Source organism: Pseudomonas sp. KBS0710 (assembly GCF_005938045.2).
Classification (GTDB): Bacteria; Pseudomonadota; Gammaproteobacteria; order Pseudomonadales; family Pseudomonadaceae; genus Aquipseudomonas.
In genome coordinates, this window is the sequence record NZ_VCCF02000001.1 from 3,192,535 (window position 1) to 3,217,903 (window position 25,369).

Here is a 25,369-nt window from a genome sequence, read left to right on the forward strand (position 1 = left end):
GGAACTTACTTCCAGCCAATGTCGTCATCTATTCGTAAATCCATTTCTTCAGACGCATTGACCCGCCTGGCTCAAGCCGTGGCGGTGGCCGTTTCCGCGACTCTGGCGGGCTGCCAATCGACCAATTTCGCTGCACAATCCACCGTGCAACCCAAACCCAATCTTGCTGCCAAGATCAAGCAAAAACCTATTTGGCTCTCAGAGAAGCCTAGCCCCGAAGTGCCCCAGGATGTCTGGGAACGCATGCGCCGGGGCTTTCAATTGCAGGACGGCCTGGGTGTGAACCCGCGCATCGAGCAACAACGCTTGTGGTTCGTCAGCAACCCGTCCTTTTTAGAGAACGCCGGAGAACGCGGCAGCCTCTACATTCATTACATCGTCGAACGCCTTGAAGAACGCAACATGCCCCTGGAGCTGGCGCTGCTGCCAGTGATCGAAAGTGCCTACAACCCCATGGCCTATTCGCGCAGCGATGCGGTCGGTTTGTGGCAGTTCATCCCCTCCACCGGGCGCTACTTCAACCTGCGCCAGACCCGCGCCTACGACGGCCGCCGCGATATCACCGCCTCCACCACCGCCGCCCTGGACTATCTGACACGTCTGCACGACATGTTCAACGGCGACTGGTTGCTGGCCCTGGCGGCCTACAACGCCGGCGAAGGCACGGTCAGCCGGGCCATCGAGCGCAACGAAAAGCTCGGCCTGCCTACCGACTATTGGAACCTGCCCCTGCCCCAGGAAACCAAGGACTACGTGCCCAAGTTCCTGGCGCTGTCCCAAGTGGTGCTGGCCCCCGAGGCCTACGGCGTCAACCTGAGCCCGATTGCCAACACGCCGTACTTCGAAGTGGTTGAAGTCAAGCAAAGCATGGACCTGTCCCGGGTTGCCGCGCTGGCCGAGATCGACGAAGACGAACTGTTCCAGCTCAACCCGGCCCTGAAACAACGTACCACCCTGGACGGCCCGCAGCATTTGCTCGTGCCCAGCTCCAAGGCGCAGTTGCTCACCAGCACACTTTCGACGATGAAGCCTGAAGAATTGCTGGCGATGCGCCCTAAAAAGCAGGTGTTCGACGAAGTTGAGAGCACACGGGTAGCCGGGCGCACCCGCAACTACAAGGTGCGCAGTGGCGACAACCTCACGCTGATCGCCAAGGCGAACAAGGTCGATGTGCATGACCTGCAGCGCTGGAACAAGCTCAACGGCCAGGCCCTTAAGGTCGGCCAGACCCTGGTGATGCAGGACACCCGCAAACTGGTGGCCAGCAGCAAGAAGCCGGTGCAGTACAAGGTCAAGAAAGGCGACTCGCTGTACATCGTCGCCAAGCGCTTCAACGTGGAGATGCAACATCTCAAGCGTTGGAACCCGCGTACTGGCCAGGCGCTGAAGCCGGGGCAGATGCTGGTGGTTTCGGGACCAAGATAAATTCCTGCGGGGAGCTGGCTTGTGTGGGAGCTGGCTTGCCTGCGATAGCATCACCTCGATGCAACAGATGTACCGAGGTGCCTGCATCGCAGGCAAGCCAGCTCCCACATTTGATCTTCACCCAATTCGATACCTTCCCAACCCTGACCCCAGTGTTTTCAGCCACCTTTTTCCAACCGGAACAAGCTGTTACTGTACCGATCATAAAGCCCAAGCCGCCTGGATCGGATCTCTGACTTGAAGCGTCCCCTCCTTCTACTAATAAGTCTGGCCTTGAGCTTTGCTGCGAACGCGACGATTACCGAGAGCCACGGTTATACGCAGTTCGGCAGACTCAAGTACCCGGCAAAATTCACCCACTTCGATTGGGTAAACCCTGCAGCGCCCAAAGGCGGGACATTGCGGGTCATGGCATTTGGCACCTTCGATACCCTCAACCCCTACACCTTCAAGGGCACCAGCCCGGTTTCCACGCCCAACTTCCTGCAATACGGCGTCAACGAGCTGAACGAGCCGCTGATGGTCGGCACTGGCCAGTACGCGCCTTCCGGTGACGAGCCCACCTCCAGCTACGGGCTGATCGCCCAATCGGTGGAGTACAGCGAGGACCGCAGTTGGGTGGTGTTCAACCTGCGCCCGGAAGCGCGTTTCCATGATGGCAAGCCGATCACCGCCTATGACGTGGCGTTTTCCTATCGCACCCTGCTCACCGAAGGCCACCCGCAGTACCGCACCAACCTTCAAGAAGTGGCGCGGGTCGACATCCTCAACCGCCATCGCATCCGTTTTGTGTTCAAACGCGCCGGCAACCCGCTGCTGATCCTGCGTCTGGGCGAGTTGCCAGTACTGCCCCAGCATTACTGGAAAAACCGCGACTTCAAGGCCACCACCTTCGAGCCGCCCTTGGGCAGCGGACCCTATCGCATCACCAAGGTCACGCCCGGCCGCCAACTGGTGTTCGAGCGGGTCAAGAATTACTGGGGCAAAGACCTGCCGGTCAACCAGGGTTTCTACAACTACGACAAGGTCGAAGTGGAGTTTTACCGCGACAGCGACGTGGCCTTCGAAGCCTTTAAGGCCGGTGAGTTCGATATCTATATCGAACACCAGGCCAAGAACTGGGCCACCGGCTACAACTTCCCGGCGGTCAACCGCGGCGACGTGATCAAGGCGCAGATCGCCCACCAGATCCCGACCCAGAGCCAGGGTCTGTTCATGAACACGCGGCGGCCGACCTTCAGCCAGGCCAAGGTGCGTGAGGCGCTCGGGTTGATGTTCGATTTTGAATGGACCAACCGCACCCTGTTCAGCAGCGCCTATAAACGCACGCTGAGTTACTACCCCAACAGCGAGTTTTCGGCGACCGGCGTACCGGTGGGGCATGAATGGCTGATGCTCTCGCCCTACCGCGATCAGTTGCCGCCCAACCTGTTCACCCAAGCCTTCAGCCTGCCGCAGACCGATGGGCGTGGCGTTCCGCGCGAGACGCTGCGCCGCGCCCTGGCGTTGCTCGGCGACGCCGGCTGGAAACTCTCCGACCAGCGCCTGCTCGACAGCAAGGGCCAACCGCTGCGCTTCGAGATCCTGTTGGTCAACCCCAACCTTGAACGCATCCTGCAGCCCTACGTCGAAAATCTCAAAAGCATCGGCATCGACGCGCGCCTGCGCACCGTTGACCGGGCGCAATACAAGCAGCGCCTGGATCAGTTCGACTACGACATGGTCCTGATCACCCTCAACCAGACCTTGAGCCCCGGCCTTGAGCAGTGGCAGTACTTCCACTCCAGCCAGGCGGCCATCAAGGGCAGCAAAAACTACGCCGGCATCACCAACCCGGTGGTCGATCACCTGCTCGAGCAGCTACTGGCGGCGCAGACCCGCGAAGAACAATTGGCCGCCGGCCGCGCCCTCGACCGGGTGCTGCTGTGGCAGCACTACAGTATTCCCAACTGGTACCTCAACTATCATCGCTTGGCGTACCGCAACCGGTTCGCCTTTGTCATCACGCCGCCCTACAGCCTGGGCCTGAGCGCATGGTGGCTGAAAGCTTCGGAGAAAGCCCAATGATGACTTTGCGCACCGCCTTGTTTGGCGCCTTGTTAGCGTGCGGCGCAGCCAACGCCGCGCCGCAACATGCGCTGACGCTGTACAGCGAGCCACCCAAGTACCCCGCCGACTTCAAGCATTTCGACTATGTAAACCCTGACGCGCCCAAGGGCGGCACGTTCCGTGAGTCGAGCATGGGCGGCTTCGACAGCCTCAACCCCTACATCAGCAAAGGCGTGCCCGCAGACAACCTGCCGCTGATCTACGACACCCTGGCCATGCAAAGCCTGGACGAGCCCGTCACCGAATACGGCCTGGTGGCCGGCAAGATCGAAAAGGCCCCGGACAACAGCTGGGTGCGCTTCTACCTGCGCCCCGAAGCGCGCTTCCATGATGGCCACCCGATCCGTGCCGAAGACGTGGTGTTCACCTTCCAGGCGCTGATCAAGGACGGTTCGCCGCTCTACCGCAACTACTACGCCGACGTCGACGAAGTGGTCGCCGAAGACCCGCTGCGTGTGCTGTTCAAGTTCAAGCGCACCAATAACCGTGAATTGCCGCTGATCCTCGGCCAACTGCCGGTATTGCCCAAGCATTGGTGGGCGACGCGTGACTTTGCCAAGGGCAACCTGGAAATACCGCTGGGCAGCGGCCCGTACAAGGTCGCCGAGGTCAAGCCGGGGCGCATGGTGCGCTATGCGCGAGTCAAGGACTACTGGGCCAAGGACCTGCCGGTGACCCAGGGTTTCTACAACTTCGACAACCGCATCACCGACTACTACCGTGACAGCACCGTGGCCCTGGAAGCCTTGAAGGCCGGGCAGTTCGACTACTGGCTGGAGTTCAGCGCCAAAAACTGGGCCAACGCCTACAACATTCCGGCCGTGGCCCAGGGCCGGTTGATCAAGGAAGAGATCCCCAACGGCAACCCCACCGGCATGCAGGGGTTTGTGTTCAACACGCGCAAACCGATGTTCCAGGATGTGCGGGTGCGCAAGGCCATCAGTCTGTTGCTGGATTTCGAGTGGAGCAACAAACAGCTGTTCAATGGCGCCTACACCCGCACCCGCAGTTACTTCGAAAACTCGGAAATGGCCGCCACCGGCCTGCCCGGCCCGGCGGAAACCGCCATCCTCGCGCCGTTTCGCGACAAGCTCCCCGCCGAGGTCTTCACCCAAGCCTTTGAGCCGGCCAAAACCGACGGCAGCGGCATGATCCGCACCCAGCAGCGTGAGGCTTACCAGCTGTTGCAGGAGGCTGGCTGGAAGATCGTCGACGACAAGATGGTCGACGCCACCGGCAAGCCGGTAAACATCGAGTTTCTGTTGACCCAGACCGATTTCGAACGGGTACTGCTGCCCTTCAAGCGCAACCTGGCAGACCTTGGGATCAACCTGGTGATCCGCCGCGTTGACGTTTCGCAATACATCAACCGCCTGCGTTCACGGGACTTCGACATGCTGGTAGGCAGCTTCCCGCAGTCCACCTCGCCGGGTAACGAGCAGCGCGAATTCTGGTCGTCCGCCGCCGCCGACAAATCCGGCAGCCGCAACTACATGGGCCTCAAGGACCCGGTGGTCGACCAACTCGTCGAAGAGTTGATCAACGCCGACTCGCGCCAAAGCCTGGTTGACCACGCCAAGGCGCTGGATCGGGTCTTGCAGTTTGGCTACTACGTGATCCCCAACTGGCACATCAAGACCTACCGCGTGGCGTACTGGGATCACTTGGGTCACCCCAAGGTCCCGCCACGCTACGACGTCGGCACGGCCACCTGGTGGGCCAAACCTGAAGTCAAACCTGCCGTCGATACTGTCCAAAGCGCCGATCCGGCGAGCGGAGGCGATTAAATGCTGGCCTATATTGTTCGCCGCCTGTTGCTGATCATCCCCACGCTGTTCGGGATCTTGCTGATCAACTTCATCATCATCCAGGCCGCCCCCGGTGGCCCGGTGGAACAGATGATCGCCAAACTCGAAGGGTTCGACGGCGCCACCAGCCGCATCGCCGGTGGCGGTGCCGAGGTCTCGGTGGCCGGTTCCAGCTACCGTGGCGCCCAGGGCCTGGACCCGGCGCTGATCAAGGAAATCGAAAAGATGTACGGCTTCGACAAGTCGGCGCCGGAACGTTTGTGGATCATGGTCAAGAACTATGCACGCCTGGATTTCGGCGACAGCTTCTTTCGCGACGCCAAGGTCATTGACCTGATCAAGGAAAAGATGCCGGTGTCCATCTCCCTCGGGTTATGGAGCACGCTGATCATGTACCTGGTGTCGATCCCGCTGGGCATCGCCAAGGCCACGCGGCATGGCAGCCACTTCGATGTGTGGACCAGTTCGGCGATCATCGTCGGCTATGCGATCCCGGCGTTTTTGTTCGCGATCCTGCTGATCGTGGTGTTTGCCGGCGGCAGTTACCTGGACTGGTTCCCCTTGCGCGGGCTGACCTCCAACAACTTCGAAGAACTGAGCTGGGGCGGCAAGATCCTCGATTACTTCTGGCACCTGGCCCTGCCCGTCACCGCGCTGGTCATCGGCAACTTCGCGACCATGACCCTGCTCACCAAAAACAGCTTCCTCGACGAAATCAACAAACAGTACGTGGTCACCGCCAAAGCCAAAGGCCTGACCAACCACCGCGTGCTCTACGGCCATGTGTTTCGTAACGCCATGCTGCTGGTGATTGCCGGTTTCCCTTCGGCGTTTATCGGGATTTTCTTCACCGGCTCGCTGCTGGTCGAGGTGATCTTTTCCCTCGACGGCCTGGGCCTGATGAGCTTTGAAGCGGCGATCAACCGCGATTACCCGGTGGTGTTCGGCACGTTGTTTATCTTCACCTTGCTGGGGTTGATCGTGAAGTTGATCGGCGACCTCACCTACACTCTGGTCGATCCGCGTATCGACTTTGCCAGCCGGGAGCATTGAGATGAACCTGTCCCCCCTCAATCGCCGCCGGTTCGAACGCTTCAAAGCCAACAAACGTGGCTGGTGGTCGCTGTGGCTGTTCCTGATTCTATTTGTGCTGAGCCTGGGCGCCGAGTTGATCGCCAACGACAAACCGCTGGCAGTCCATTTCGACGGTGGCTGGTATTTCCCGGCGCTCAAACGCTACCCGGAGACCACCTTCGGCGGCGAGTTCCCGCTGGAAGCCAACTACAAGAGCCCGTATATCCAGGAACTGCTCAAGGCCAAGGACGCCTGGACGCTGTGGGCGCCCATCCCGTTCAGCTACCAGAGCATCAACTATGACCTGAAAGTCCCCGCGCCAGCGCCGCCGTCTTCGGTGAACCTGCTGGGCACCGACGACCAGGGCCGCGATGTGCTGGCGCGCGTGATCTACGGCTTTCGTGTGTCGGTGCTGTTTGCCCTGACGCTGACCGTGCTCAGCTCGATCATCGGCGTCGCCGCCGGCGCCTTGCAGGGCTTCTATGGCGGCTGGGTCGACCTGGCCGGGCAGCGTTTCCTGGAGATCTGGTCGGGTTTGCCGGTGCTGTACCTGCTGATCATCCTCGCCAGCTTTGTGCAGCCCAACTTCTGGTGGTTGCTGGGCATCATGCTGCTGTTTTCGTGGATGAGCCTGGTGGACGTGGTGCGCGCCGAGTTCCTGCGCGGGCGCAACCTGGAATACGTGCGCGCAGCCCGAGCGTTGGGCATGCAGAACGGCGCGATCATGTTCCGGCATATCCTGCCCAATGCCATGGTCTCGACCATGACCTTTATGCCGTTCATCCTCACCGGCGCCATCGGCACCCTTACCGCCCTGGATTTTCTCGGCTTCGGCCTGCCGGCCGGCTCGCCGTCCCTGGGCGAACTGGTGGCCCAAGGCAAATCCAACCTGCAAGCACCGTGGCTGGGCATGAGTGCGTTTGCCGTGCTGGCGATCATGTTGAGTTTGCTGGTGTTTATCGGCGAGTCCGCTCGCGATGCCTTCGACCCGAGGAAATGAGATGAATCAGGACAATCTGATCGAAGTCCGCGACCTCTGCGTCGAGTTCGTCACCGGCGACAATCAGCACCGCGTGGTCAACCACGTCAGCTTCGATATCAAGCGCGGCGAAACCCTGGCGCTGGTGGGGGAAAGCGGCTCGGGCAAATCGGTGACCGCCCACTCGATCCTGCGCCTGTTGCCCTACCCACTGGCGCGGCACCCGGCCGGCACCATCAGTTACTCCGGGCATGATCTGCTGACCCTCAAAGAGAAAACCATCCGGCATATTCGCGGCAACCGCATTGCGATGATCTTTCAGGAGCCAATGACCTCGCTGAACCCGCTGCACTCCATCGAGAAGCAGATCAACGAAGTGCTCGGCCTGCACAAAGGCCTCACCGGCAAGGTCGCGACCCGGCGCACCCTGGAACTGCTTGAACTGGTGGGCATCCCCGAGCCGCACAAGCGCCTCAAAGCCTTGCCCCACGAACTGTCCGGCGGCCAGCGCCAGCGGGTGATGATCGCCATGGCGTTGGCCAACGAGCCCGAACTGCTGATCGCCGACGAACCGACCACGGCCCTCGACGTCACCGTGCAATTGAAGATCCTGGAACTGCTCAAAGAACTGCAGGCCCGGTTGGGCATGGCCTTGCTGCTGATCAGCCACGATTTGAACCTGGTGCGGCGCATCGCCCACCGCGTGTGTGTGATGCAGCAGGGTTGCATCGTTGAACAGGCTGATTGCGAGACGCTGTTTCAGTCACCTCAGCACCCTTACACCCAGGAGCTATTGGCGGCGGAACCCAGCGGTGGGCCGGCCAGTAACGAGGCCGGGCCGCCACTTTTGGAAGTTGACGACCTGAAGGTCTGGTTCCCGATCAAAAAGGGCTTTATGCGCAACACGGTCGATTACGTCAAGGCGGTGGATGGCATCAACTTTAGCCTGCCCCAGGGCCAGACGCTGGGCATCGTCGGTGAAAGCGGCTCGGGCAAATCCACCCTGGGCCTGGCGATTCTGCGCCTGATCGCCAGCAAAGGCGGAATTCGCTTTGAAGGCCAGCAACTTGACCGCTTGACTCAGCAACAGGTGCGCCCACTGCGCCGGGAAATGCAGGTGGTGTTTCAAGACCCGTTCGGCAGCTTGAGCCCCAGGATGTGTGTGAGCGAGATTGTTGGCGAAGGCTTACGTATCCATAAGATGGGCACGCCGGCCGAGCAGGAGGTGGCGATTATTGCGGCGCTCAAGGAAGTGGGCCTGGACCCGGACTCGCGGCATCGTTACCCCCATGAGTTTTCCGGTGGGCAGCGTCAACGCATCGCCATCGCCCGTGCCTTGGTGCTCAAACCGCGCTTGATATTGCTCGATGAGCCGACCTCGGCGCTGGACCGCACGGTGCAGCGGCAGGTGGTGGAGTTGTTGCGGGGTTTGCAGGCCAAGTACAACCTGACGTACCTGTTTATCAGCCATGATTTGGCGGTGGTGAAGGCGTTGAGTCACCAGTTGATGGTGGTCAAGCATGGGCAGGTGGTGGAACAGGGGGACGCGGCGGGGATCTTTGCCGATCCGCAGCATGCTTATACGCGGCAGTTGTTGGAAGCGGCGTTTTTGGTGCCTGCTGTTGTGGTTTGATCGTGTACATATCCGTTATTTGGGTAACGGCGGCCTAAGGATGTAAGGGCCAAAGCAACAGCAGAGCCACACTCGGTCAAAGGTGGGAGCGGGCTTGCTCGCGAATGCGGTGTATCAGTAACAGATGAATTAACTGACCCACCGCATTCGCGAGCAAGCCCGCTCCCACATTTAAACCGAGTTGCAACGGATATGTGCTCAATCACCCCACCCCACCACAAGATGGAACTTTGCCAACAAAAAACCGCCTGAATCCGGTAGGCTCACCCTTTTTACTTCAAGGAGTTACCCCCATGGCTAAAGCCACCGCCCGCCACATCCTCGTTTCCTCCGAAGACAAGTGCAACGCACTCAAGGCCCAGATCGAAGGCGGCGCCGATTTCGCAGAAATCGCCAAAGCCAACTCCAGCTGCCCATCCAGCCGTCAAGGCGGTGACCTGGGTTCGTTCGGCCCAGGCCAGATGGTCAAGGAATTCGACACCGTCGTCTTCAGCGCCCCGGTCAACACCGTGCAAGGCCCGGTAAAAACCCAGTTCGGCTACCACCTGCTGGAAGTCACTAGCCGCGAGGATTGATCCTCTCTGCACTGATGCTATAAACAACGGCCCGCCTTTTGGTGGGCCGTTGTGCATCAGGTGACGGGCACCCCATAAGCCGTTAACGTACAAGTCCTTAATCCTCTTTACCCGGCGCTCAAGGCTGATAATGCGATTGGTTTTTTTCACAAAACTCTTCAGCTCCACCCTGGCCCTGCTACTGGCCAGCACCGCCGTGATCGCGGCCCCGCAAGCCTACCTTACGGTGTACGGCGAGCCGGCCAAGTACCCCACCGGCTTCACCCATTTCGACTACGCCAACCCGAATGCGCCCAAAGGCGGCAGCCTGCGCCGCTCGGCCATCGAGATCGGGCGTTTTGACCATGTGCTGCCCTACATCGACAAAGGCATCGGCGTCTCCCAGGTCGACGGCTGGCTCTACGCCCCACTGGCCCAGCGCTCCCTGGATGAGCCCTACACCGTCTACGGCCTGGTCGCCGAAAAAATGGAACGCGCCGACGACGGCCTGTCGCTGCGCTTCTACCTCAACCCCAAGGCACGTTTTGCCGATGGCACGCCGATCACCGCCGAAGACGTACGCTACAGCTTCGACCTGCTGATGACCCAAGGCAGCCTGCGCTTTCGCACTCTGTTCGCCGACGTCAAACACGTCGAAGTCGAAGGCGAGCGCCAGGTGCGCTTCGACTTTTCCAGCAATGAAAACCGCACCCTGCCCCTGGATATCGCCACCCTGCCGGTGTTCCCCGAGCATTGGTGGAAAACCCGCGACTTCGCCAACGGTGGCGGCTACGAAGCCCCGCTGGGCAGCGGCCCGTATAAAATCAGCAAGATCGACTCCGGCAGCACCATCACCTTCACCCGCGACCCCGACTGGTGGGGCAAGGACTTGCCCGTCAGCCGTGGCCTGTACAACTTCGATCACCTGAGCCTGGAGTACTTCGGCGACACCGAGGTGGCCCGCCAGGTGCTGCGCGGCGGCGCCTATGACTTCAACCGCGAGTTCTCCGCCACCGGCTACTCCATCGGCTACAACGGCCCGGCCCTCGACGATGGCCGCCTGCAACGTGCGCACTTGGCCAAGGAGATGCCGCAACCGGCCCAGGGCTATGTGTTCAACGTGCAAAAGCCGATGTTCAAGGACCGCCGCGTGCGCCAGGCGCTGGCGATGCTGTGGGACTTCGAATGGGCCAACCGGCAGATGATGCGCAACCTGTACATCCGCCAGCAGAGCTTCTTCTCCAACAGCCCGCTGGCCGCCAGCCAACCGCCGACCCAAGAGGAACTGGCGATTCTTGAGCCATTGCGCGGCCAGGTGCCCGACGAAGTGTTCACCCAAGTGTTCAAGGCGCCGGTCACCGACGGCAGCGGCATGATCCGTGACAAACAGCTGCAAGCCCTGGCACTGCTCGAAGAGGCCGGCTGGAAACCCAAGGGCGACAAGCTGGTCAACGCCGACGGCGAGCCACTGGAGTTCACCTTCCTCAATGCCCAGGCCGGCCTGGAACGCCTGTTGTTGCCGTACAAACGCAACCTGGCGCAGATCGGCATCACCCTGAATATCCGCAGGATTGACTCGTCCCAGTACGTCAACCGCTTGATGGCGCGTGATTACGACATGATCGTGATCGGCTTCCCCGTCACCACCTCGCCAGGCATGGAGCTGTACAACTACTTCGGCTCGCAGGCCGCCTACGACCCAGGCGCGAATAACTACATGGTGCTCAAAGACCCAGCTGTCGATACCTTGATCAGCGGCCTGGTCAAAGCCAACACCCAGGCGCAGATGCTCACCTACGCCCATGCGCTGGACCGCGTACTGCAATGGAACTACCTGTGGATCCCCAACTACTACCCGCCGGGCACCTCGGCGGCGTGGTGGAACCGCTTCGGCCGCCCGGCCATCGAGGCCAAGAACGACGAGGCGCTGGAAACCTGGTGGGAAATCAGCCCCACACCACTGACCAATGAACAAATGAACGCCGAACTGAAAAAACGCGGAGGTGTCCGCTGATGTTTGCCTATATCGTGCGGCGCCTGCTGCTGATCATCCCCACGCTGGTGATTATCCTGCTGGTCAATTTCGTGATCGTGCAGGCCGCGCCTGGCGGCCCGGTTGAACAGGCCATTGCCCACCTGCAAGGCATCGGTGGCGGCGGTATCGGCGGTGGTGGCGGCGAAGCCGTCAACGGCTCGCGCGCCAGCCGTGGCCTGGACCCCAAATTGATCAAGGACATCGAAAAACAGTACGGCTTCGACAAGCCCGCGCCGGAACGCCTGTGGCTGATGCTCAAGAACTACGCCCAGCTGGATTTCGGCAACAGCTTCTTTCGCGGCAAAAGCGTGATCGACCTGATCCTGGAAAAAATGCCGGTGACCATTTCCCTCGGTTTATGGGCCACCCTGATCACCTACCTGGTGTCGATCCCCCTGGGAATTCGCAAGGCCGTGCGCCACGGCAGCAGCTTTGACGTGTGGAGCAGCACGGCGATTGTCATCGGCTATGCCATGCCGGCCTTCCTGTTTGCAATGTTCCTGATCGTGCTGTTCGCCGGTGGCACCTCGCTGAACTGGTTCCCGGTGCGCGGGCTGGTCTCGGAGAACTTCGACGAACTCAGCACAATCGGCAAAATTGCCGACTACTTCTGGCACCTGGTGTTGCCCGTCAGCGCGTTGGTGATCGGCGGTTTCGCCACGCTGACCATCCTCACCAAAAACTCATTCCTCAATGAAATAACGCGCCAATACGTAGTCACCGCCCGCGCCAAGGGCTTGAGTGAACGCCGCGTGCTCTACGGCCATGTGTTTCGCAACGCCATGCTGCTGGTGATCTCGGGAATTCCCCAGGCCTTTATCAGCGTGTTTTTCGCCGGCTCGCTGCTGATCGAGGTGATCTTTTCCCTCGATGGCCTGGGCCGCATGAGTTACGAAGCCGCCGTGTCCCGCGACTACCCGGTGGTGTTTGGTTCGTTGTTTATCTTCACCCTGTTCGGGCTCTTGATAAAACTCATCGGTGACCTCTGCTACACCCTGGTGGACCCGCGTATCGACTTCGCCGCGAGGAACGCCTGATGCTTAATCTGTCTCCGGTGGCCCGTCGGCGTTTCGAGCGTTTCAAGAAGAACCGCCGTGGCTGGTGGTCGCTGTGGCTGTTTATCGGCCTGTTTATCCTGACCCTGGGCGGCGAGTTGATCGCCAATGACAAACCCTTGGTGCTGAGCTTCAAGAACGAGCTGTATTTCCCGGTGTTCAAGCGCTACACCGAGCAGCAGTTCGGCGGCCAGTTGCCCTTCCAGGCCGACTACCGCAGTGACTACGTGCAAAAGCTGATCAAACAGGACGGCGGCTGGATGCTGTTCCCGCCGATCCCGTTCAGCGACGACACGCCTAACTACGAACTGACCCGCCCTGCCCCCAGCCCGCCCTCGACGGTGAACTGGCTGGGCACTGACGATCAATCCCGCGATGTGCTGGCGCGGGTGATCTTTGGCGCACGGGTGTCGATCCTGTTTGCCTTGGCGCTCACTGCGATCAGCGCCGCCATCGGCATTGCCGCCGGCGCGTTGCAGGGTTATTACGGCGGCTGGGTCGACCTGCTCGGTCAGCGCATTCTGGAAGTGTGGTCCGGGTTGCCGGTGCTGTACCTGCTGATCATTTTGTCCGGTTTTGTCGAGCCGAATTTCTGGTGGCTGCTGGGGATCATGGCGCTGTTTTCCTGGCTGGCCCTGGTGGACGTGGTGCGCGCCGAGTTCCTGCGCGGGCGCAACCTGGAATACGTCAAGGCTGCGCGGGCCTTGGGCCTGGGTGACGGCAAGATTATTCGCCGGCATATCCTGCCCAATGCCATGACCGCCACCTTGAGCTACCTGCCGTTTATCCTGACCGGGGCGATTTCGACTTTGAGCGCCCTGGATTTTCTCGGTTTCGGCATGCCCGCCGGCAGTGCATCCCTGGGCGAGCTGATCGCCCAGGGCAAGCAAAACCTGCAAGCTCCCTGGCTGGGCCTGACGGCGTTTTTCACCCTGGCGCTGATTCTGTCGCTGCTGGTCTTTATCGGCGAGGCATTGCGTGATGCCTTCGACCCACGCTCATGAGTAATTGCGTATGAACCTGATCGAGATCCGCGACCTCTGCGTCGCCTTCAACGGCAAGACCGTGGTGAGCAACCTGTGCCTGGACGTGCGCCCCGGCGAATGCCTGGCATTGGTCGGTGAGTCGGGTTCGGGCAAGTCGGTGACCGCCCACTCGATTCTGCAACTGCTGCCTGAGGCCGGCACCCACACCACAGGCTCAGTGAAGTATCGCGGCCAGGAGCTGATCGGCGCCTCGGCGGCCACCTTGCAAAAGCTGCGCGGCAACCGCATTGCAATGATCTTCCAGGAGCCGATGACCTCGCTCAACCCGCTGCACAGCATCGAAAAACAAATCGGCGAAACCCTGCTGCTGCACAAGGGCCTGGGCGGCAAGGCGGCGCAGGCGCGCATTCTGGAGCTGCTCGAGCTGGTAGGCATCCAGAAACCCCAGGAGCGCCTCAAGGCTTACCCGCATCAACTCTCCGGCGGCCAGCGCCAGCGGGTGATGATCGCCATGGCCCTGGCCTGCGAGCCGGAACTGCTGATTGCCGATGAACCCACCACTGCGCTGGACGTGACCGTGCAACGCAAGATCCTGCTGCTGCTCAAGTCCTTGCAACAACGCCTGGGCATGTCGCTGCTGCTGATCAGCCACGACCTCAACCTGGTGCGCAGCATTGCCCAGCGCGTGTGCGTGATGCGTGCCGGGGAAATTGTCGAGCAGGCCGACTGCGAGACGCTGTTCACGGCGCCGCAACACCCTTACAGCCGCCTGCTGCTGGACGCCGAGCCGGCCGGTGATGCGCTGTGCAGTGATGAACGCGAAACCGTATTGCAAGTCGACGATCTGAGCGTGCAATTCCCCCTCGGCGGCGGGCTGTTCAGGCGCAAAGCCTGGCTGCGCGCAGTCGATGGCATCAGCCTTAGCGTGCAGCGCGGCAAAACCTTGGGGATTGTCGGCGAGTCCGGCTCGGGCAAATCCACCCTCGGCCAGGCGATCCTGCGCTTGCTCGATTCCACCGGCAGTATTCGTTTTCAGGGTGAAGCCCTCGACCCGCTGAACAACCAGCAGATGCGCTCCTGGCGCAAGCAGATGCAGGTGGTGTTCCAAGACCCGTTCGGCAGCCTCAGCCCGCGCATGTCGGTGCAGCAGATCATCAGCGAGGGCCTGGAAGTGCATGCGCCATGCAGCCTGGCCGAGCGTGATGCGCAAGTGATCCAGGTGCTCAAGGATGTGGGGCTCGACCCCGAAAGCCGACACCGTTACCCGCACGAATTTTCCGGCGGCCAGCGCCAGCGCATCGCCATCGCCCGCGCCCTGGTGCTTAAGCCGGCGCTGATGCTGCTGGACGAACCGACCTCGGCCCTCGACCGCACCGTGCAGAAACAAGTGGTGGCGCTGCTGCGTGAACTGCAGGAAAAATACGGCCTGACCTACCTGTTTATCAGCCACGACCTAGCGGTAGTGCGGGCCATGGCCCATGACATGATCGTGATCAAGGACGGCAAGGTGGTGGAGCGCGGTGCGAGCCATGTGGTGTTCGATGCGCCGCAACATCCTTACACCAAAGAGCTGCTGGCCGCGGCGCACATTCCCTTGTAGGAGCACTCTCTCCCACAGGATTGCGACTCCACCCTCCATTGGTGTTGACGGCATAAATATGAACATCAGCGACAGCCTCAAGGACTACCAGCAGGTTCGCGGCCTGGCCATCCAGTCGCTGTTCGAGATTATCGAGCAGTCCAGCGAAGGCACGGTGATTGTCGATCGCGACGCGAATATCGTGTGGATGAACGAGCGCTATGCCAAGCGTTTCGGCCTTAAAAGCGCCGATGAAGCCATCGGCCAACCGTGCGAGCAGGTGATTTCCAATAGCTTGCTACGCCAGGTGGTGCGCAACGACCAGCCGATTCTGCTGGATATCCAGGACACGCCCAAAGGCCCGTTGGTGGTGATGCGCCTGCCGATCCACGATGACGCAGGCGCGGTGATCGGCGCAATCGGGTTTGCGCTGTTTGATGAGCTGCGCAACTTGTCGCCGCTGATCGAGCGCTACCTGAGCATGCAACAGGAGCTGGCCTCCACCCGCTCACTGTTGCGTTCACGCCAGAGCAAATACAACTTCGCGCATTTTATCGGCACCAGCGACGCCAGCCTGGAAGTCAAACGCCGGGCGCGGCGCAGTGCGAGTGCCGAGTCCCCGGTGTTGCTGCTGGGCGAGACCGGCACCGGTAAAGAGCTGTTGGCCCAGGCCATTCATGGCGCCTCCACACGCGCCCATAAGGCGTTTGTCAGCATCAACAGCGCGGCCATTCCCGGCGACCTGCTCGAAGCCGAGTTCTTCGGCACCGCGCCAGGCGCCTTCACCGGTGCCGACCGCAAGGGCCGCCCCGGCAAGTTGCAGATCGCCCAGGGCGGCACGCTGTTCCTCGATGAAATCGGCGACATGCCGCTGCCGCTGCAAAGCAAACTGCTGCGCGTATTGCAGGAAAAGGAATACGAGCCGGTGGGTTCCAACGAGATGGTGCACAGCGATGTGCGGGTGATTGCCGCCACCTCCATGGACCTGGAAGCGGCGATCAAGCGCGGCGAATTCAGGGCGGATTTGTATTACCGCCTGAACGTACTGCCGATCCAGGTGCCGCCGTTGCGTGAGCGCCTGGAAGATATTCCGGCGTTGAGCGAGGCGATTCTCGAGGAACTGCGCAGCCAGCATGAGCTGGACCGCGAGGCCCTGGCGTTGCTGGCGCAGCATGCGTGGCCAGGCAATATCCGTGAGCTGCGCAACGTGCTGGAGCGCGCGGCGTTGTTGGGTGATGACCTGGTGCTGGATGCCGAAGAGATTCGCGCGGCGATCGGGACGTTCAGCCCGGTGGCGCGTGGGGCCGTGGAAACAGTCGAGGGCGAGACATTTGCGGCGGCACGGGAGCGGTTTGATCGGCAGCTGATTGCGACGGCACTCAAGGCCTGTGAAGGCAATGTGGTGGAAGCGGCCAAGCGGCTGGGGTTGGGTAGATCGACGCTGTACAAGAAGATGGTGGCGCTGGGCATCAGCGAATCCCAATAAAGAGACACAAATCTCACTATAAAGACAATCTAATGTGGAAGCGGGCTTGCTCGCGAATGCGGTGGTTCAGCAACAAATCTGCTGGCTGATACACCGCTTTCGCGAGCAAGCCCGCTCCCACATTGGATATGTACTTGTCTCTGAACCGAGACAAAATGCAAATTCTCAGTTATAAAAATTATAAATATTAATATATTTCAATAACTTAGTTACTTGGCACACATCTCGCTATAGCCCCTCTCCAACGCACCACCCCACAAAAATAACAATTCGATCTGGAGACACACCATGAGTGTGATCATTGCCCTGGCAGCCCTCGCGCTGCTGATGCTGGCTGCCTACCGTGGCTACAGCGTTATCCTGTTTGCCCCCATCGCCGCCCTCGGCGCCGTGTTGCTCACCGACCCGTCCGCCGTCGCGCCCGCGTTTACCGGGGTGTTCATGGAAAAAATGGTCGGCTTTATCAAACTGTATTTCCCGGTGTTCCTGCTCGGCGCGGTGTTCGGCAAGCTGATCGAGCTGTCGGGTTTTTCGCGCTCGATTGTGGCCGCCGCCATCCGCTTGCTCGGCACGCGCCAGGCGATGCTGGTGATTGTGCTGGTCTGCGCCCTGCTCACCTACGGCGGCGTGTCGCTGTTTGTGGTGGTGTTTGCGGTGTACCCGTTTGCGGCGGAGATGTTCCGCCAGAGCGATATTCCCAAGCGCCTGATCCCGGCGACCATCGCCCTCGGTGCGTTTTCGTTCACCATGGACGCCCTGCCCGGCACGCCGCAGATCCAGAACATCATCCCCAGCACCTTCTTCAACACCACTGCCTGGGCGGCGCCATGGCTGGGCCTGATCGGCACGGTCTTCGTGTTCTGCACCGGCATGCTCTACCTGGCGCGCCAGCGCAACAAGGCGCAACGCGCCGGTGAAGGCTATGGCACCGAGCTGCGCAATGAGCCGGAAACCGCCGACAACCTGGCGCTGCCCAACCCATGGATCGCGCTGTCGCCGCTGATTCTGGTGGGCGTGATGAACCTGCTGTTCACCCACTGGATCCCGCAGTGGTATGGCAAGACCCACAGCCTCAGCCTGCCGGGCATGAGCACGCCGGTCACCACCGAAATTGCCAAGCTTACGGCGATCTGGGCGGTACAGGCGGCGTTGCTGGTGGGCATCGTCATTGTGCTGGTGTTCGGCTGGTCGGCGATCAAAAGCAAACTCGCCGAAGGCAGTAAAAGCGCGGTCAGCGGTGCGCTGCTGGCGGCCATGAACACCGCCTCGGAATACGGCTTCGGCGCGGTGATCGCCTCGCTGCCAGGCTTTCTGGTGCTGGCGGACTGGCTCAAGGGCATCCCCAACCCGCTGGTCAACGAAGCGATTACCGTGACCTTGCTGGCCGGTATCACCGGCTCCGCGTCGGGCGGCATGAGCATCGCCTTGGCGGCGATGTCCGAGAGCTTTATTTCGGCGGCCCATGCGGCCAATATCCCCCTTGAAGTGCTGCACCGGGTCGCGGCCATGGCCAGCGGCGGCATGGACACCCTGCCCCACAACGGCGCGGTGATCACCCTGCTGGCGGTCACCGGGCTGACCCACCGAGAAGCCTACAAGGACATTTTCGGCATCACGATCATCAAGACCCTCGCGGTCTTCGTGGTGATCGGTACTTTCTACGCCACCGGCATTGTGTGAGGTTTTCATGACGACTTTGAACGGCAAGACCGCCCTGGTTACCGGCTCCACCAGCGGCATCGGTTTGGGCATCGCACTGAGCCTGGCCGAGGCCGGTGCCAACCTGATCCTCAACGGCTTCGGCGACGCCAGTGCGGCGGTCGCCCAGGTGCAGGCATTCGGCGGCAAGGTCGGGCATCACCCGGCGGACGTCAGCGACCCGGCGCAGATCGCCGACATGCTTGCCTACGCCGAGCGCGAGTTCGGCGGCGTCGACATTCTGGTCAACAACGCCGGCATTCAGCATGTGGCGGCCGTGGAGGACTTCCCGGTGGAGCGCTGGGATTCGATCATCGCGATCAACCTGTCGTCGGTGTTCCACAGCACGCGTTTGAGTTTGCCGGGCATGAAGGCCAAGGGCTGGGGGCGCATCGTCAATATTGCTTCGGTGCATGGTTTGGTCGGCTCGGTGGGCAAGGCGGCGTATGTGGCGGCTAAACACGGTGTCATCGGCCTGACCAAGGTGGTGGGCCTGGAGACCGCCACGGGTAACGTCACCTGCAATGCCATCTGCCCAGGCTGGGTGTTGACGCCGCTGGTGCAAAAGCAGATTGATGATCGCGCGGCCAAGGGCGTTGATCCGCAGCAGGCGCAGCATGATTTGCTCGCGGAAAAACAACCCTCGCTGGAGTTTGTGACGCCGCCGCAGCTGGGTGAGTTGGTGTTGTTTCTGTGCAGTGAGGCTGGCGCCCAAGTGCGCGGCGCCGCGTGGAACATCGATGGCGGCTGGCTGGCCCAGTAAAACCCGCCACTCCAGACACATGAGATTTTAAATGTGGGAGCGGGCTTGCTCGCGAATGCGGAGTGTCAGCCAGCAAGTTTGTAACTGACCCACCGCATTCGCGAGCAAGCCCGCTCCCACATTGGCTCAGTGTTGTTGGGTAGATTTCATCTAAGAACAAGAGATTGCGCAATGTCCGAGATCCTCTGGCAACCCTCCCCCGAACGCATCGCCAATACGCGAATGGACCAGTTCCGGCGCTTCATCAACCAACGCTACAACGTGCAGCTCGGCGACTACCCCGCCCTGCACCAATGGAGCATCGACCAGCGCGCCGACTTCTGGCAGGCGATCGCCGCCTTCTTCGACGTGCATTTTCGCAGCCCGCCCAGCACCACGTTGATCGAAGGCGCGGCAATGCCCAGCGCCGAGTGGTTTCCCGGCGCGACCCTGAACTTTGCCGAACACCTGCTGCGCCGTCGGGATGACCACCCGGCGGTGGTAGCAGTCAGTGAACACGGCCAACGCGAACAGCTGACCTATGCCGAACTGGCCGCACACGTTGCCGGGCTGCAAAAGAGTCTGCGCGCCTGCGGTGTCACCCAGGGCGACCGCGTAGCCGCGTGCATGCCCAACACCTGGCAAACCCTGGTCGGCATGCTGGCCACCACCAGCCTGGGCGCGATCTGGTCGTGCTCCTCGCCGGACTTCGGCACCCAAGGCGTAATCGACCGTTTCGGCCAGATCGAGCCCAAGGTATTGATCACCTGCGCGGGCTATCGCTATGCCGGCAAGGACATCGACCAAAGCGCCAAGCTCAATGAAATCCTCGAACGCCTGCCGTCCCTGGAACAGCTGATCATCGTGCCGTATGCACGGGCCCAGGCACGCATCGATGACTACCGCACCCACGCCAGGGTCGCACTGTGGGACGACTTCTACCAACCCGGCGGCGAGCCTGAATTTGTCGCGGTGCCGTTCGATCATCCGCTGTATATCCTTTACTCCAGCGGCACCACCGGCGTGCCCAAATGCATCATCCACGGCACCGGCGGCGTGCTGCTCACCCATCTCAAGGAACACGGCCTGCACGCCGACCTGTCGCGCGAAGATTGCCTGTTCTACTACACCACCTGCGGCTGGATGATGTGGAACTGGCTGGTGTCGGTGCTGGCCCTGGGTGCCACGGCGGTACTGTATGACGGCTCGCCGTTTCACCCCGGCCCCGAACGGCTGATCGACCTGATCGACGCGGAAAAAATCAGCGTATTCGGCACCAGCCCCAAGTTTCTCGCCACCCTGGAAAAGGCCGGCCTGCAACCGCGCCTGAGCCACGATTTAGGCAGCCTCAAAGGCCTGATCTCGACCGGCTCGCCGCTGTCGCCGCAGAGTTACGACTATGTGTACCGCGAGATCAAGGCCGAGCTGTGCCTGTCGTCTATGTCGGGCGGCACCGATATCGTCTCCTGCTTTGTGATCGGCAACCCGGTGCTGCCGGTGCGGCGCGGCGAAATGCAGTGCAAGAGCCTGGCGATGGCCATCGAAGTGTGGGACGACCAGGGCCAGCCGCTGATCGAGGAAAAAGGCGAGTTGGTGTGTACCCGGCATTTTCCGGCCATGCCGATTGGCCTGTGGAATGACCCCGACCGGACCAAACTGCGCGCCGCGTATTTCAGCCAGTTTCCCGGCGTGTGGGCCCAGGGCGACTACGCCGAGCAGCGCGCCAATGGCAGCCTGCTGATTCACGGGCGCTCCGACGCGGTGCTCAACCCCGGCGGTGTGCGCATCGGCACGGCAGAGATTTATCGCCAGGTGGAAAAAATCCCGCAGGTGCTGGAAAGCCTGGCCATCGGCCAACGCTGGCAGGACGATGTGCGGGTGGTGCTGTTTGTGCGCCTCAATGAAGGGGTTGAACTAGACCAAGCCCTGGAGCAGCAGATTCGCCAGGTGATCCGCGCCAATACCACGCCGCGCCATGTACCGACGAAGATCCTCGCCGTCAGCGACATACCGCGCACCATCAGCGGCAAGATCGTCGAACTGGCAGTGCGTAATGTGGTGCATGGCGAGCCGGTCAAAAATACCGATGCCCTGGCCAATCCGCAGGCGCTGGAACAGTTTCGCAACCGCCCTGAGCTGGCAGACTGATGAAAGGTTTCAGCTCTGACGCACTGATTTGAAGACAAACCCTCAATGCATGCTATTTTTCGAGGGGTAGTCAGCCGTTCCCGTCTCGCGGGATAATCGGCTTTTGTCGTATTTCAAAGTGTCAGGTGCAGGGCTTTTACATGAATGGAACATCCACCGGTAGCGAAGCCGCTGCATTGATTGCGCGGCTGGACTGGGCGCAAAGCCCGCTCGGTGAGGCTGATGACTGGCCGCAAAGCCTGCGCACAGCCGTCGATATCGTCATCCATTCACCGATGCCGATGTTGCTGCTGTGGGGCAGCCAACTCATCCAGTTGTACAACGATGGCTTTGCCCTGCTCGCGGGCAACAAGCATCCCGAGGCGCTGGGCCAACCGGCCCATGACACCTGGCCGGAGCTTGAGAGCTTTACTGCGCCGATCTACGACGCAGTGCTCGGCGGCCAGGTGCGCACCTTCAGCGAACAGCGCTTTGTGCTGCAACGCAATAACCGCGACACCGACATCTGGCTCGACCTCACCTACAGCCCGGTGCGCGACGAAGGCGGCAGCGTGGCCGGGATCCTGGTCACTGCCATTGAGACCAACGAGCGCCGCAGCAAAACCCTCGAACTGCAACAGCGCTCCGAAGACAGCCTCAAGGCCCAGCACAACAGCGAACAGCGCCTGCAACTGGCCCTGGCGGCGACCGATGCGGTGGGCACCTGGGACTGGGACATCGGCGAGGATCGCTTTATTGCCGACGCCCACTTCGCCCACTTGCACGGTGTCGACCCGAATGACGCCGGCCTCTTGCCCATCAGCGACTACCTGCACGGCGTACACCCCGAAGACCGCGGCATGGTCGCGCGCAGCATCAAGCATTGCATCACCTTCGGCACCGAATACGCCGAGGAATACCGCCTGCTGCAAGCCGACGGCCAGGTGCGCTGGGTGTTTGCCCGTGGCCGCTGCTACAAGGACCACCAAGGCCGCCCGGCACGCTTCCTGGGTGCCGCGCTGGACCTGACCGAGCGCAAACAGACCGAACAGGCGCTGCGCCAAAGCCAGACCGAGCTGCAACTGATCATCAACGCCATGCCGGTGCTGATCGGTTATGTCGACCACGAACAGCGCTTTCGCCTCAACAACAGCGCCTACCTGGAGTGGTACGGCATGACGCCCCAGGAGCTGTACGGCAAAAGCATCCGCGAAGTGCTGGGCGACGAGGTCTATGCCGGGCGCGCGGACAAGATCGACGCCGCGCTGCGCGGCAAGGCCTGCAGTTTCATGACCATCACCCCGCACCGCGACGGCCGGCCGCGCCACGCGCTGATGAAGTACTTGCCGCGCTTCAGCAATGACGGCTCGGTGAATGGTTTCTACATTTTTGTGATCGATGAGACCGAACGCAAACTCACCGAAGAAGCCCTGCGCCACCTCAATGAAAACCTTGAAGAGCGCGTGGCCCAGCGCACCCAGGCACTGGCCGAGGCCAACCAGCGCCTGCAAAACGAGATGTTCGAGCGTGAGCGCGCCGAAGACGCCCTGCGCCACGCACAAAAAATGGAAGCGGTCGGCCAGCTCACTGGCGGCATCGCCCATGACTTCAACAATATGCTCACCGGCATCATCGGCAGCCTGGACTTGATGCAGCGCTATATCGCCGCCGGGCGCAGCGACGAAATCGGCCGTTTTACCGATGCGGCGGTATCGTCGGCCCATCGCGCGGCCGCCCTCACCCACCGCCTGCTGGCGTTCTCCCGCAGGCAGTCGCTGGACCGCCGGCCACTGGACCCGAACGAGCTGGTGGCGTCTCTGGAAGACTTGTTCCGGCGCACCAAAGGCGCGCATATCACGCTCAAAGTGCAATTGGGCAAGGATATCTGGCCGGTCAACACCGACGCCAGCCAGCTGGAAAATGCCTTGCTCAACCTGGTGATCAACGCCCGCGACGCGATGCCGGACGGCGGCGAATTACTCATCGAAACCGCCAACAGTTACCTGGACGGCACCGATATCACCACGCTGGAGCCGGTCAAAGCCGGCGACTACGTGATGCTCGGTGTCTGCGATAACGGTACCGGCATGGCGCCGAAGATTCTGGCCAAGGCGTTCGACCCGTTCTTCACCACCAAGCCCATCGGCCAGGGCACCGGCCTGGGGTTGTCGATGATCTACGGCTTTGCCCAGCAGTCCGGCGGCCATGTGACGATTCAAAGCGAACCCGGCCAGGGCACTTGCGTGCGCCTGTACCTGCCGCGCCTGCATGGCACCGCGCTGGAAAGCAGCTTGCCGCCGAACCTCGGCGAAGCGCCGTTGGCACTCGCCGGTGAAGCGGTGGTGGTGGTCGAGGATGACCCGGCGGTGCGCATGCTGGTGGTCAATGTGCTCGGTGAGCTGGGCTACACCGCCCATCAGGCGGCGGATTCACGCACCGCGCTGCCGCTGCTGGAATCGGATCTGCGTGTGGACCTGCTGGTCACCGATGTCGGCCTGCCGGGCATGAACGGCCGACAGTTGGCGGAAATCGCCCGTCAGCACCGGCCAGGCCTGCGCGTATTGTTCATGACCGGTTACGCCGAACAAGCCGCCGAACGCCAGGGCTTCCTGGAGGACGGCATGGACATGGTGGCCAAGCCGTTTTCCATCGACCTGCTGGCGACTAAAATCCGCAGCATGATCAACGTTGACGAATGAGTTCAGGCATAATCGCGCGCCGTCGCACACCTGGTAGAACGTTATGAAAGCCCAAGCCCGTCATATTCTGGTGAAAACCAGCGAAGAAGCCGAACAGCTCAAGCAGCGCATTGCCAAGGGCGAAGCGTTTGATGTGCTGGCCAAAAAGTACTCCACCTGCCCGTCCGGCAAGCGCGGCGGTGATTTGGGTGAAGTGCGGCCTGGGCAGATGGTGGGGGTGATTGATGCGGTGATCTTCAAGAAGCCGGTGAAAGTGGTGCACGGGCCGATCAAGAGCAAGTTCGGCTATCACCTGGTGCAGGTGTTTTACCGCGACTGACCACAGATCGTACCCACGCTCTGCGTGGGTACGATCTGTGTGGGAGCTGGCTTGCCTGCGAACCGCCACAGGCGGCCATTCACCGAGGGATCAAAGCCCCCGGCACCTGAATCACCCGGCTCGCCAACCGATGTCCAGCCAACGCCGCCTGCTCAGGCGAACCGCCCTTGAGCCGACTGGCCAAATACGCCGCACTGAACGAATCCCCCGCCGCCGTGGTGTCCACTACCTTCTCGACCTTCAACGCCGGCACCGCAAAGCGCTCGCCATCACAACGGATCAAACACTCATCAGAGCCACGCTTGAGCACCACTTCTGCAATCGCCGGGTACGCCGCGAACACCTGCTCGCTGTCGGCATAACCAAACAGCGCCCGCTCGTCATCCTCGGTCAGCAAGGCGATATCCACCTCGGCCAACACCTGGTGATACGCCGCGCGCGCCGCGTCGACACTCGCCCACAGGCGCGGGCGATAGTTGTTGTCGAACACCACCCGGCCGCCGCGCTTGCGGGTGTCGACCAGGGTTTGCAGCAAGCGCTCACGCCCGACTTCGCCCAATACCGCCAGGGTGATGCCGCTGAAATACACCACGTCGTACTCCGGCAACGCCGCCAGGATCGGCTCGGCTGCCGGTGTGGTAAAGCAGTCGCGCACAGCGGCTTCGTTACGCCAGTAGAGGAATTTGCGCTCGCCGTTGGCGTCGGTCTGGATGCAGTACAGCCCAGGCAAACGTCCGGGCAGGCGCTGGACCATGCCCAGGCCGAGGCCTTCATCGGTCCATTGCTGGCACATGGCATCGCTGAAACTGTCATCGCCCAGGGCGGTCACGTAATCGACCGTACCGACCGCGCCCAACTCGCGGCGCAGGTACACCGCCGCGTTCAAGGTGTCGCCGCCGAAGCTTTGTTGCAGGCTGCCATCGGCGCGGTGTTGCAGTTCGATCATACATTCGCCGATCAGGGCGATGCGCGGGTTTGTGTTCATGCCTTGGGTCTCTCGGTGTGCTGGAGGGCCTCATCGCAGGCAAGCCAGCTCCCACAGTTGGAATGCATTTCAACCT

At 61.4% G+C, this 25,369-nt stretch carries 18 protein-coding genes; 17 read left to right on the forward strand and 1 reads right to left on the reverse strand.

All coding sequences use genetic code 11. From position 1 onward, the window contains the following. The first annotated feature begins 18 nt into the window (after nt 1–18). The 17 genes from FFI16_RS14215 (at nt 19) to FFI16_RS14295 (ending at nt 24,308) form a co-directional block, all read left to right on the forward strand. A complete protein-coding gene (locus FFI16_RS14215) occupies nt 19–1,425 on the forward strand; it encodes a transglycosylase SLT domain-containing protein (protein WP_138815762.1) in 1,407 nt (468 codons plus the stop codon). A gap of 237 nt (nt 1,426–1,662) precedes the next feature. Further along, on the forward strand, nt 1,663–3,492 hold the full coding sequence (locus FFI16_RS14220; protein ID WP_138815761.1) for an extracellular solute-binding protein: 1,830 nt from the start codon (nt 1,663–1,665) through the stop codon (nt 3,490–3,492). Next, nucleotides 3,489–5,321 (forward strand): extracellular solute-binding protein, encoded by a 1,833-nt coding sequence (locus FFI16_RS14225; RefSeq protein ID WP_138815760.1) that lies wholly within the window; start codon nt 3,489–3,491, stop codon nt 5,319–5,321. Before FFI16_RS14220 ends, FFI16_RS14225 begins: the two co-directional genes overlap by 4 nt. Next, nucleotides 5,322–6,395, forward strand: a complete 1,074-nt coding sequence (locus tag FFI16_RS14230) for a microcin C ABC transporter permease YejB (RefSeq protein ID WP_056859494.1) — start codon at nt 5,322–5,324, stop codon at nt 6,393–6,395. Nucleotide 6,396: 1 nt separating this feature from the next. Continuing rightward, a complete protein-coding gene (locus FFI16_RS14235; protein WP_138815759.1) occupies nt 6,397–7,416 on the forward strand; it encodes an ABC transporter permease in 1,020 nt (339 codons plus the stop codon). A gap of 1 nt (nt 7,417) precedes the next feature. After that, on the forward strand, nt 7,418–9,028 hold the full coding sequence (locus FFI16_RS14240) for an ABC transporter ATP-binding protein (RefSeq protein ID WP_138815758.1): 1,611 nt from the start codon (nt 7,418–7,420) through the stop codon (nt 9,026–9,028). Between the two features lie 293 nt (nt 9,029–9,321). Continuing rightward, nucleotides 9,322–9,603 (forward strand): peptidylprolyl isomerase, encoded by a 282-nt coding sequence (locus tag FFI16_RS14245; protein WP_138815757.1) that lies wholly within the window; start codon nt 9,322–9,324, stop codon nt 9,601–9,603. Nucleotides 9,604–9,733: 130 nt separating this feature from the next. After that, nucleotides 9,734–11,596 (forward strand): extracellular solute-binding protein, encoded by a 1,863-nt coding sequence (locus tag FFI16_RS14250; protein ID WP_138815756.1) that lies wholly within the window; start codon nt 9,734–9,736, stop codon nt 11,594–11,596. Next, a complete protein-coding gene (locus FFI16_RS14255) occupies nt 11,596–12,654 on the forward strand; it encodes a microcin C ABC transporter permease YejB (protein WP_069788428.1) in 1,059 nt (352 codons plus the stop codon). The genes FFI16_RS14250 and FFI16_RS14255 overlap by 1 nt, the downstream gene beginning before the upstream one ends. After that, nucleotides 12,654–13,676 carry an ABC transporter permease gene (locus tag FFI16_RS14260; protein WP_056859498.1) on the forward strand — a complete coding sequence of 341 codons (1,023 nt, stop codon included), beginning with the start codon at nt 12,654–12,656 and terminating at the stop codon, nt 13,674–13,676. Before FFI16_RS14255 ends, FFI16_RS14260 begins: the two co-directional genes overlap by 1 nt. Before the next feature lie 10 nt (nt 13,677–13,686). Then, on the forward strand, nt 13,687–15,258 hold the full coding sequence (locus FFI16_RS14265; protein ID WP_138815755.1) for an ABC transporter ATP-binding protein: 1,572 nt from the start codon (nt 13,687–13,689) through the stop codon (nt 15,256–15,258). Between the two features lie 58 nt (nt 15,259–15,316). Beyond that, nucleotides 15,317–16,723 carry a sigma-54-dependent Fis family transcriptional regulator gene (locus tag FFI16_RS14270; protein WP_138815754.1) on the forward strand — a complete coding sequence of 469 codons (1,407 nt, stop codon included), beginning with the start codon at nt 15,317–15,319 and terminating at the stop codon, nt 16,721–16,723. Nucleotides 16,724–17,011: 288 nt separating this feature from the next. Beyond that, a complete protein-coding gene (locus FFI16_RS14275; protein WP_138815753.1) occupies nt 17,012–18,403 on the forward strand; it encodes a GntP family permease in 1,392 nt (463 codons plus the stop codon). Between the two features lie 7 nt (nt 18,404–18,410). Beyond that, complete coding sequence (gene hbdH, locus FFI16_RS14280; protein WP_138815752.1) at nt 18,411–19,184, forward strand: 3-hydroxybutyrate dehydrogenase; 774 nt, start codon at nt 18,411–18,413, stop codon at nt 19,182–19,184. Nucleotides 19,185–19,355: 171 nt separating this feature from the next. Next, nucleotides 19,356–21,311, forward strand: a complete 1,956-nt coding sequence (locus FFI16_RS14285; protein ID WP_138815751.1) for an acetoacetate--CoA ligase — start codon at nt 19,356–19,358, stop codon at nt 21,309–21,311. A 140-nt stretch (nt 21,312–21,451) separates the two neighbouring features. Next, nucleotides 21,452–23,989 carry a PAS domain-containing sensor histidine kinase gene (locus FFI16_RS14290; protein ID WP_138815750.1) on the forward strand — a complete coding sequence of 846 codons (2,538 nt, stop codon included), beginning with the start codon at nt 21,452–21,454 and terminating at the stop codon, nt 23,987–23,989. A 43-nt stretch (nt 23,990–24,032) separates the two neighbouring features. Then, complete coding sequence (locus tag FFI16_RS14295; RefSeq protein ID WP_010564624.1) at nt 24,033–24,308, forward strand: peptidylprolyl isomerase; 276 nt, start codon at nt 24,033–24,035, stop codon at nt 24,306–24,308. A 79-nt stretch (nt 24,309–24,387) separates the two neighbouring features. Here the strand turns inward: FFI16_RS14295 and FFI16_RS14300 are convergent, their stop codons facing one another. Next, nucleotides 24,388–25,293 carry a sugar kinase gene (locus tag FFI16_RS14300; RefSeq protein WP_138815749.1) on the reverse strand — a complete coding sequence of 302 codons (906 nt, stop codon included), beginning with the start codon at nt 25,291–25,293 and terminating at the stop codon, nt 24,388–24,390. Nucleotides 25,294–25,369 lie beyond the last annotated feature (76 nt).

Excerpts from the sequence above, each read along its gene's own strand:
- FFI16_RS14215 (WP_138815762.1), top strand. The coding sequence starts at position 19 with ATGTCGTCATCTATTCGTAAATCCATTTCTTCAGACGCATTGACCCGC.
- FFI16_RS14225 (WP_138815760.1), top strand. The coding sequence starts at position 3,489 with ATGATGACTTTGCGCACCGCCTTGTTTGGCGCCTTGTTAGCGTGCGGC.
- FFI16_RS14230 (WP_056859494.1), top strand. The coding sequence starts at position 5,322 with ATGCTGGCCTATATTGTTCGCCGCCTGTTGCTGATCATCCCCACGCTG.
- FFI16_RS14235 (WP_138815759.1), top strand. The coding sequence starts at position 6,397 with ATGAACCTGTCCCCCCTCAATCGCCGCCGGTTCGAACGCTTCAAAGCC.
- FFI16_RS14240 (WP_138815758.1), top strand. The coding sequence starts at position 7,418 with ATGAATCAGGACAATCTGATCGAAGTCCGCGACCTCTGCGTCGAGTTC.
- FFI16_RS14245 (WP_138815757.1), top strand. The coding sequence starts at position 9,322 with ATGGCTAAAGCCACCGCCCGCCACATCCTCGTTTCCTCCGAAGACAAG.
- FFI16_RS14250 (WP_138815756.1), top strand. The coding sequence starts at position 9,734 with ATGCGATTGGTTTTTTTCACAAAACTCTTCAGCTCCACCCTGGCCCTG.
- FFI16_RS14255 (WP_069788428.1), top strand. The coding sequence starts at position 11,596 with ATGTTTGCCTATATCGTGCGGCGCCTGCTGCTGATCATCCCCACGCTG.
- FFI16_RS14260 (WP_056859498.1), top strand. The coding sequence starts at position 12,654 with ATGCTTAATCTGTCTCCGGTGGCCCGTCGGCGTTTCGAGCGTTTCAAG.
- FFI16_RS14265 (WP_138815755.1), top strand. The coding sequence starts at position 13,687 with ATGAACCTGATCGAGATCCGCGACCTCTGCGTCGCCTTCAACGGCAAG.
- FFI16_RS14270 (WP_138815754.1), top strand. The coding sequence starts at position 15,317 with ATGAACATCAGCGACAGCCTCAAGGACTACCAGCAGGTTCGCGGCCTG.
- FFI16_RS14275 (WP_138815753.1), top strand. The coding sequence starts at position 17,012 with ATGAGTGTGATCATTGCCCTGGCAGCCCTCGCGCTGCTGATGCTGGCT.
- hbdH (WP_138815752.1), top strand. The coding sequence starts at position 18,411 with ATGACGACTTTGAACGGCAAGACCGCCCTGGTTACCGGCTCCACCAGC.
- FFI16_RS14285 (WP_138815751.1), top strand. The coding sequence starts at position 19,356 with ATGTCCGAGATCCTCTGGCAACCCTCCCCCGAACGCATCGCCAATACG.
- FFI16_RS14290 (WP_138815750.1), top strand. The coding sequence starts at position 21,452 with ATGAATGGAACATCCACCGGTAGCGAAGCCGCTGCATTGATTGCGCGG.
- FFI16_RS14295 (WP_010564624.1), top strand. The coding sequence starts at position 24,033 with ATGAAAGCCCAAGCCCGTCATATTCTGGTGAAAACCAGCGAAGAAGCC.
- FFI16_RS14300 (WP_138815749.1), bottom strand. The coding sequence starts at position 25,293 with ATGAACACAAACCCGCGCATCGCCCTGATCGGCGAATGTATGATCGAA.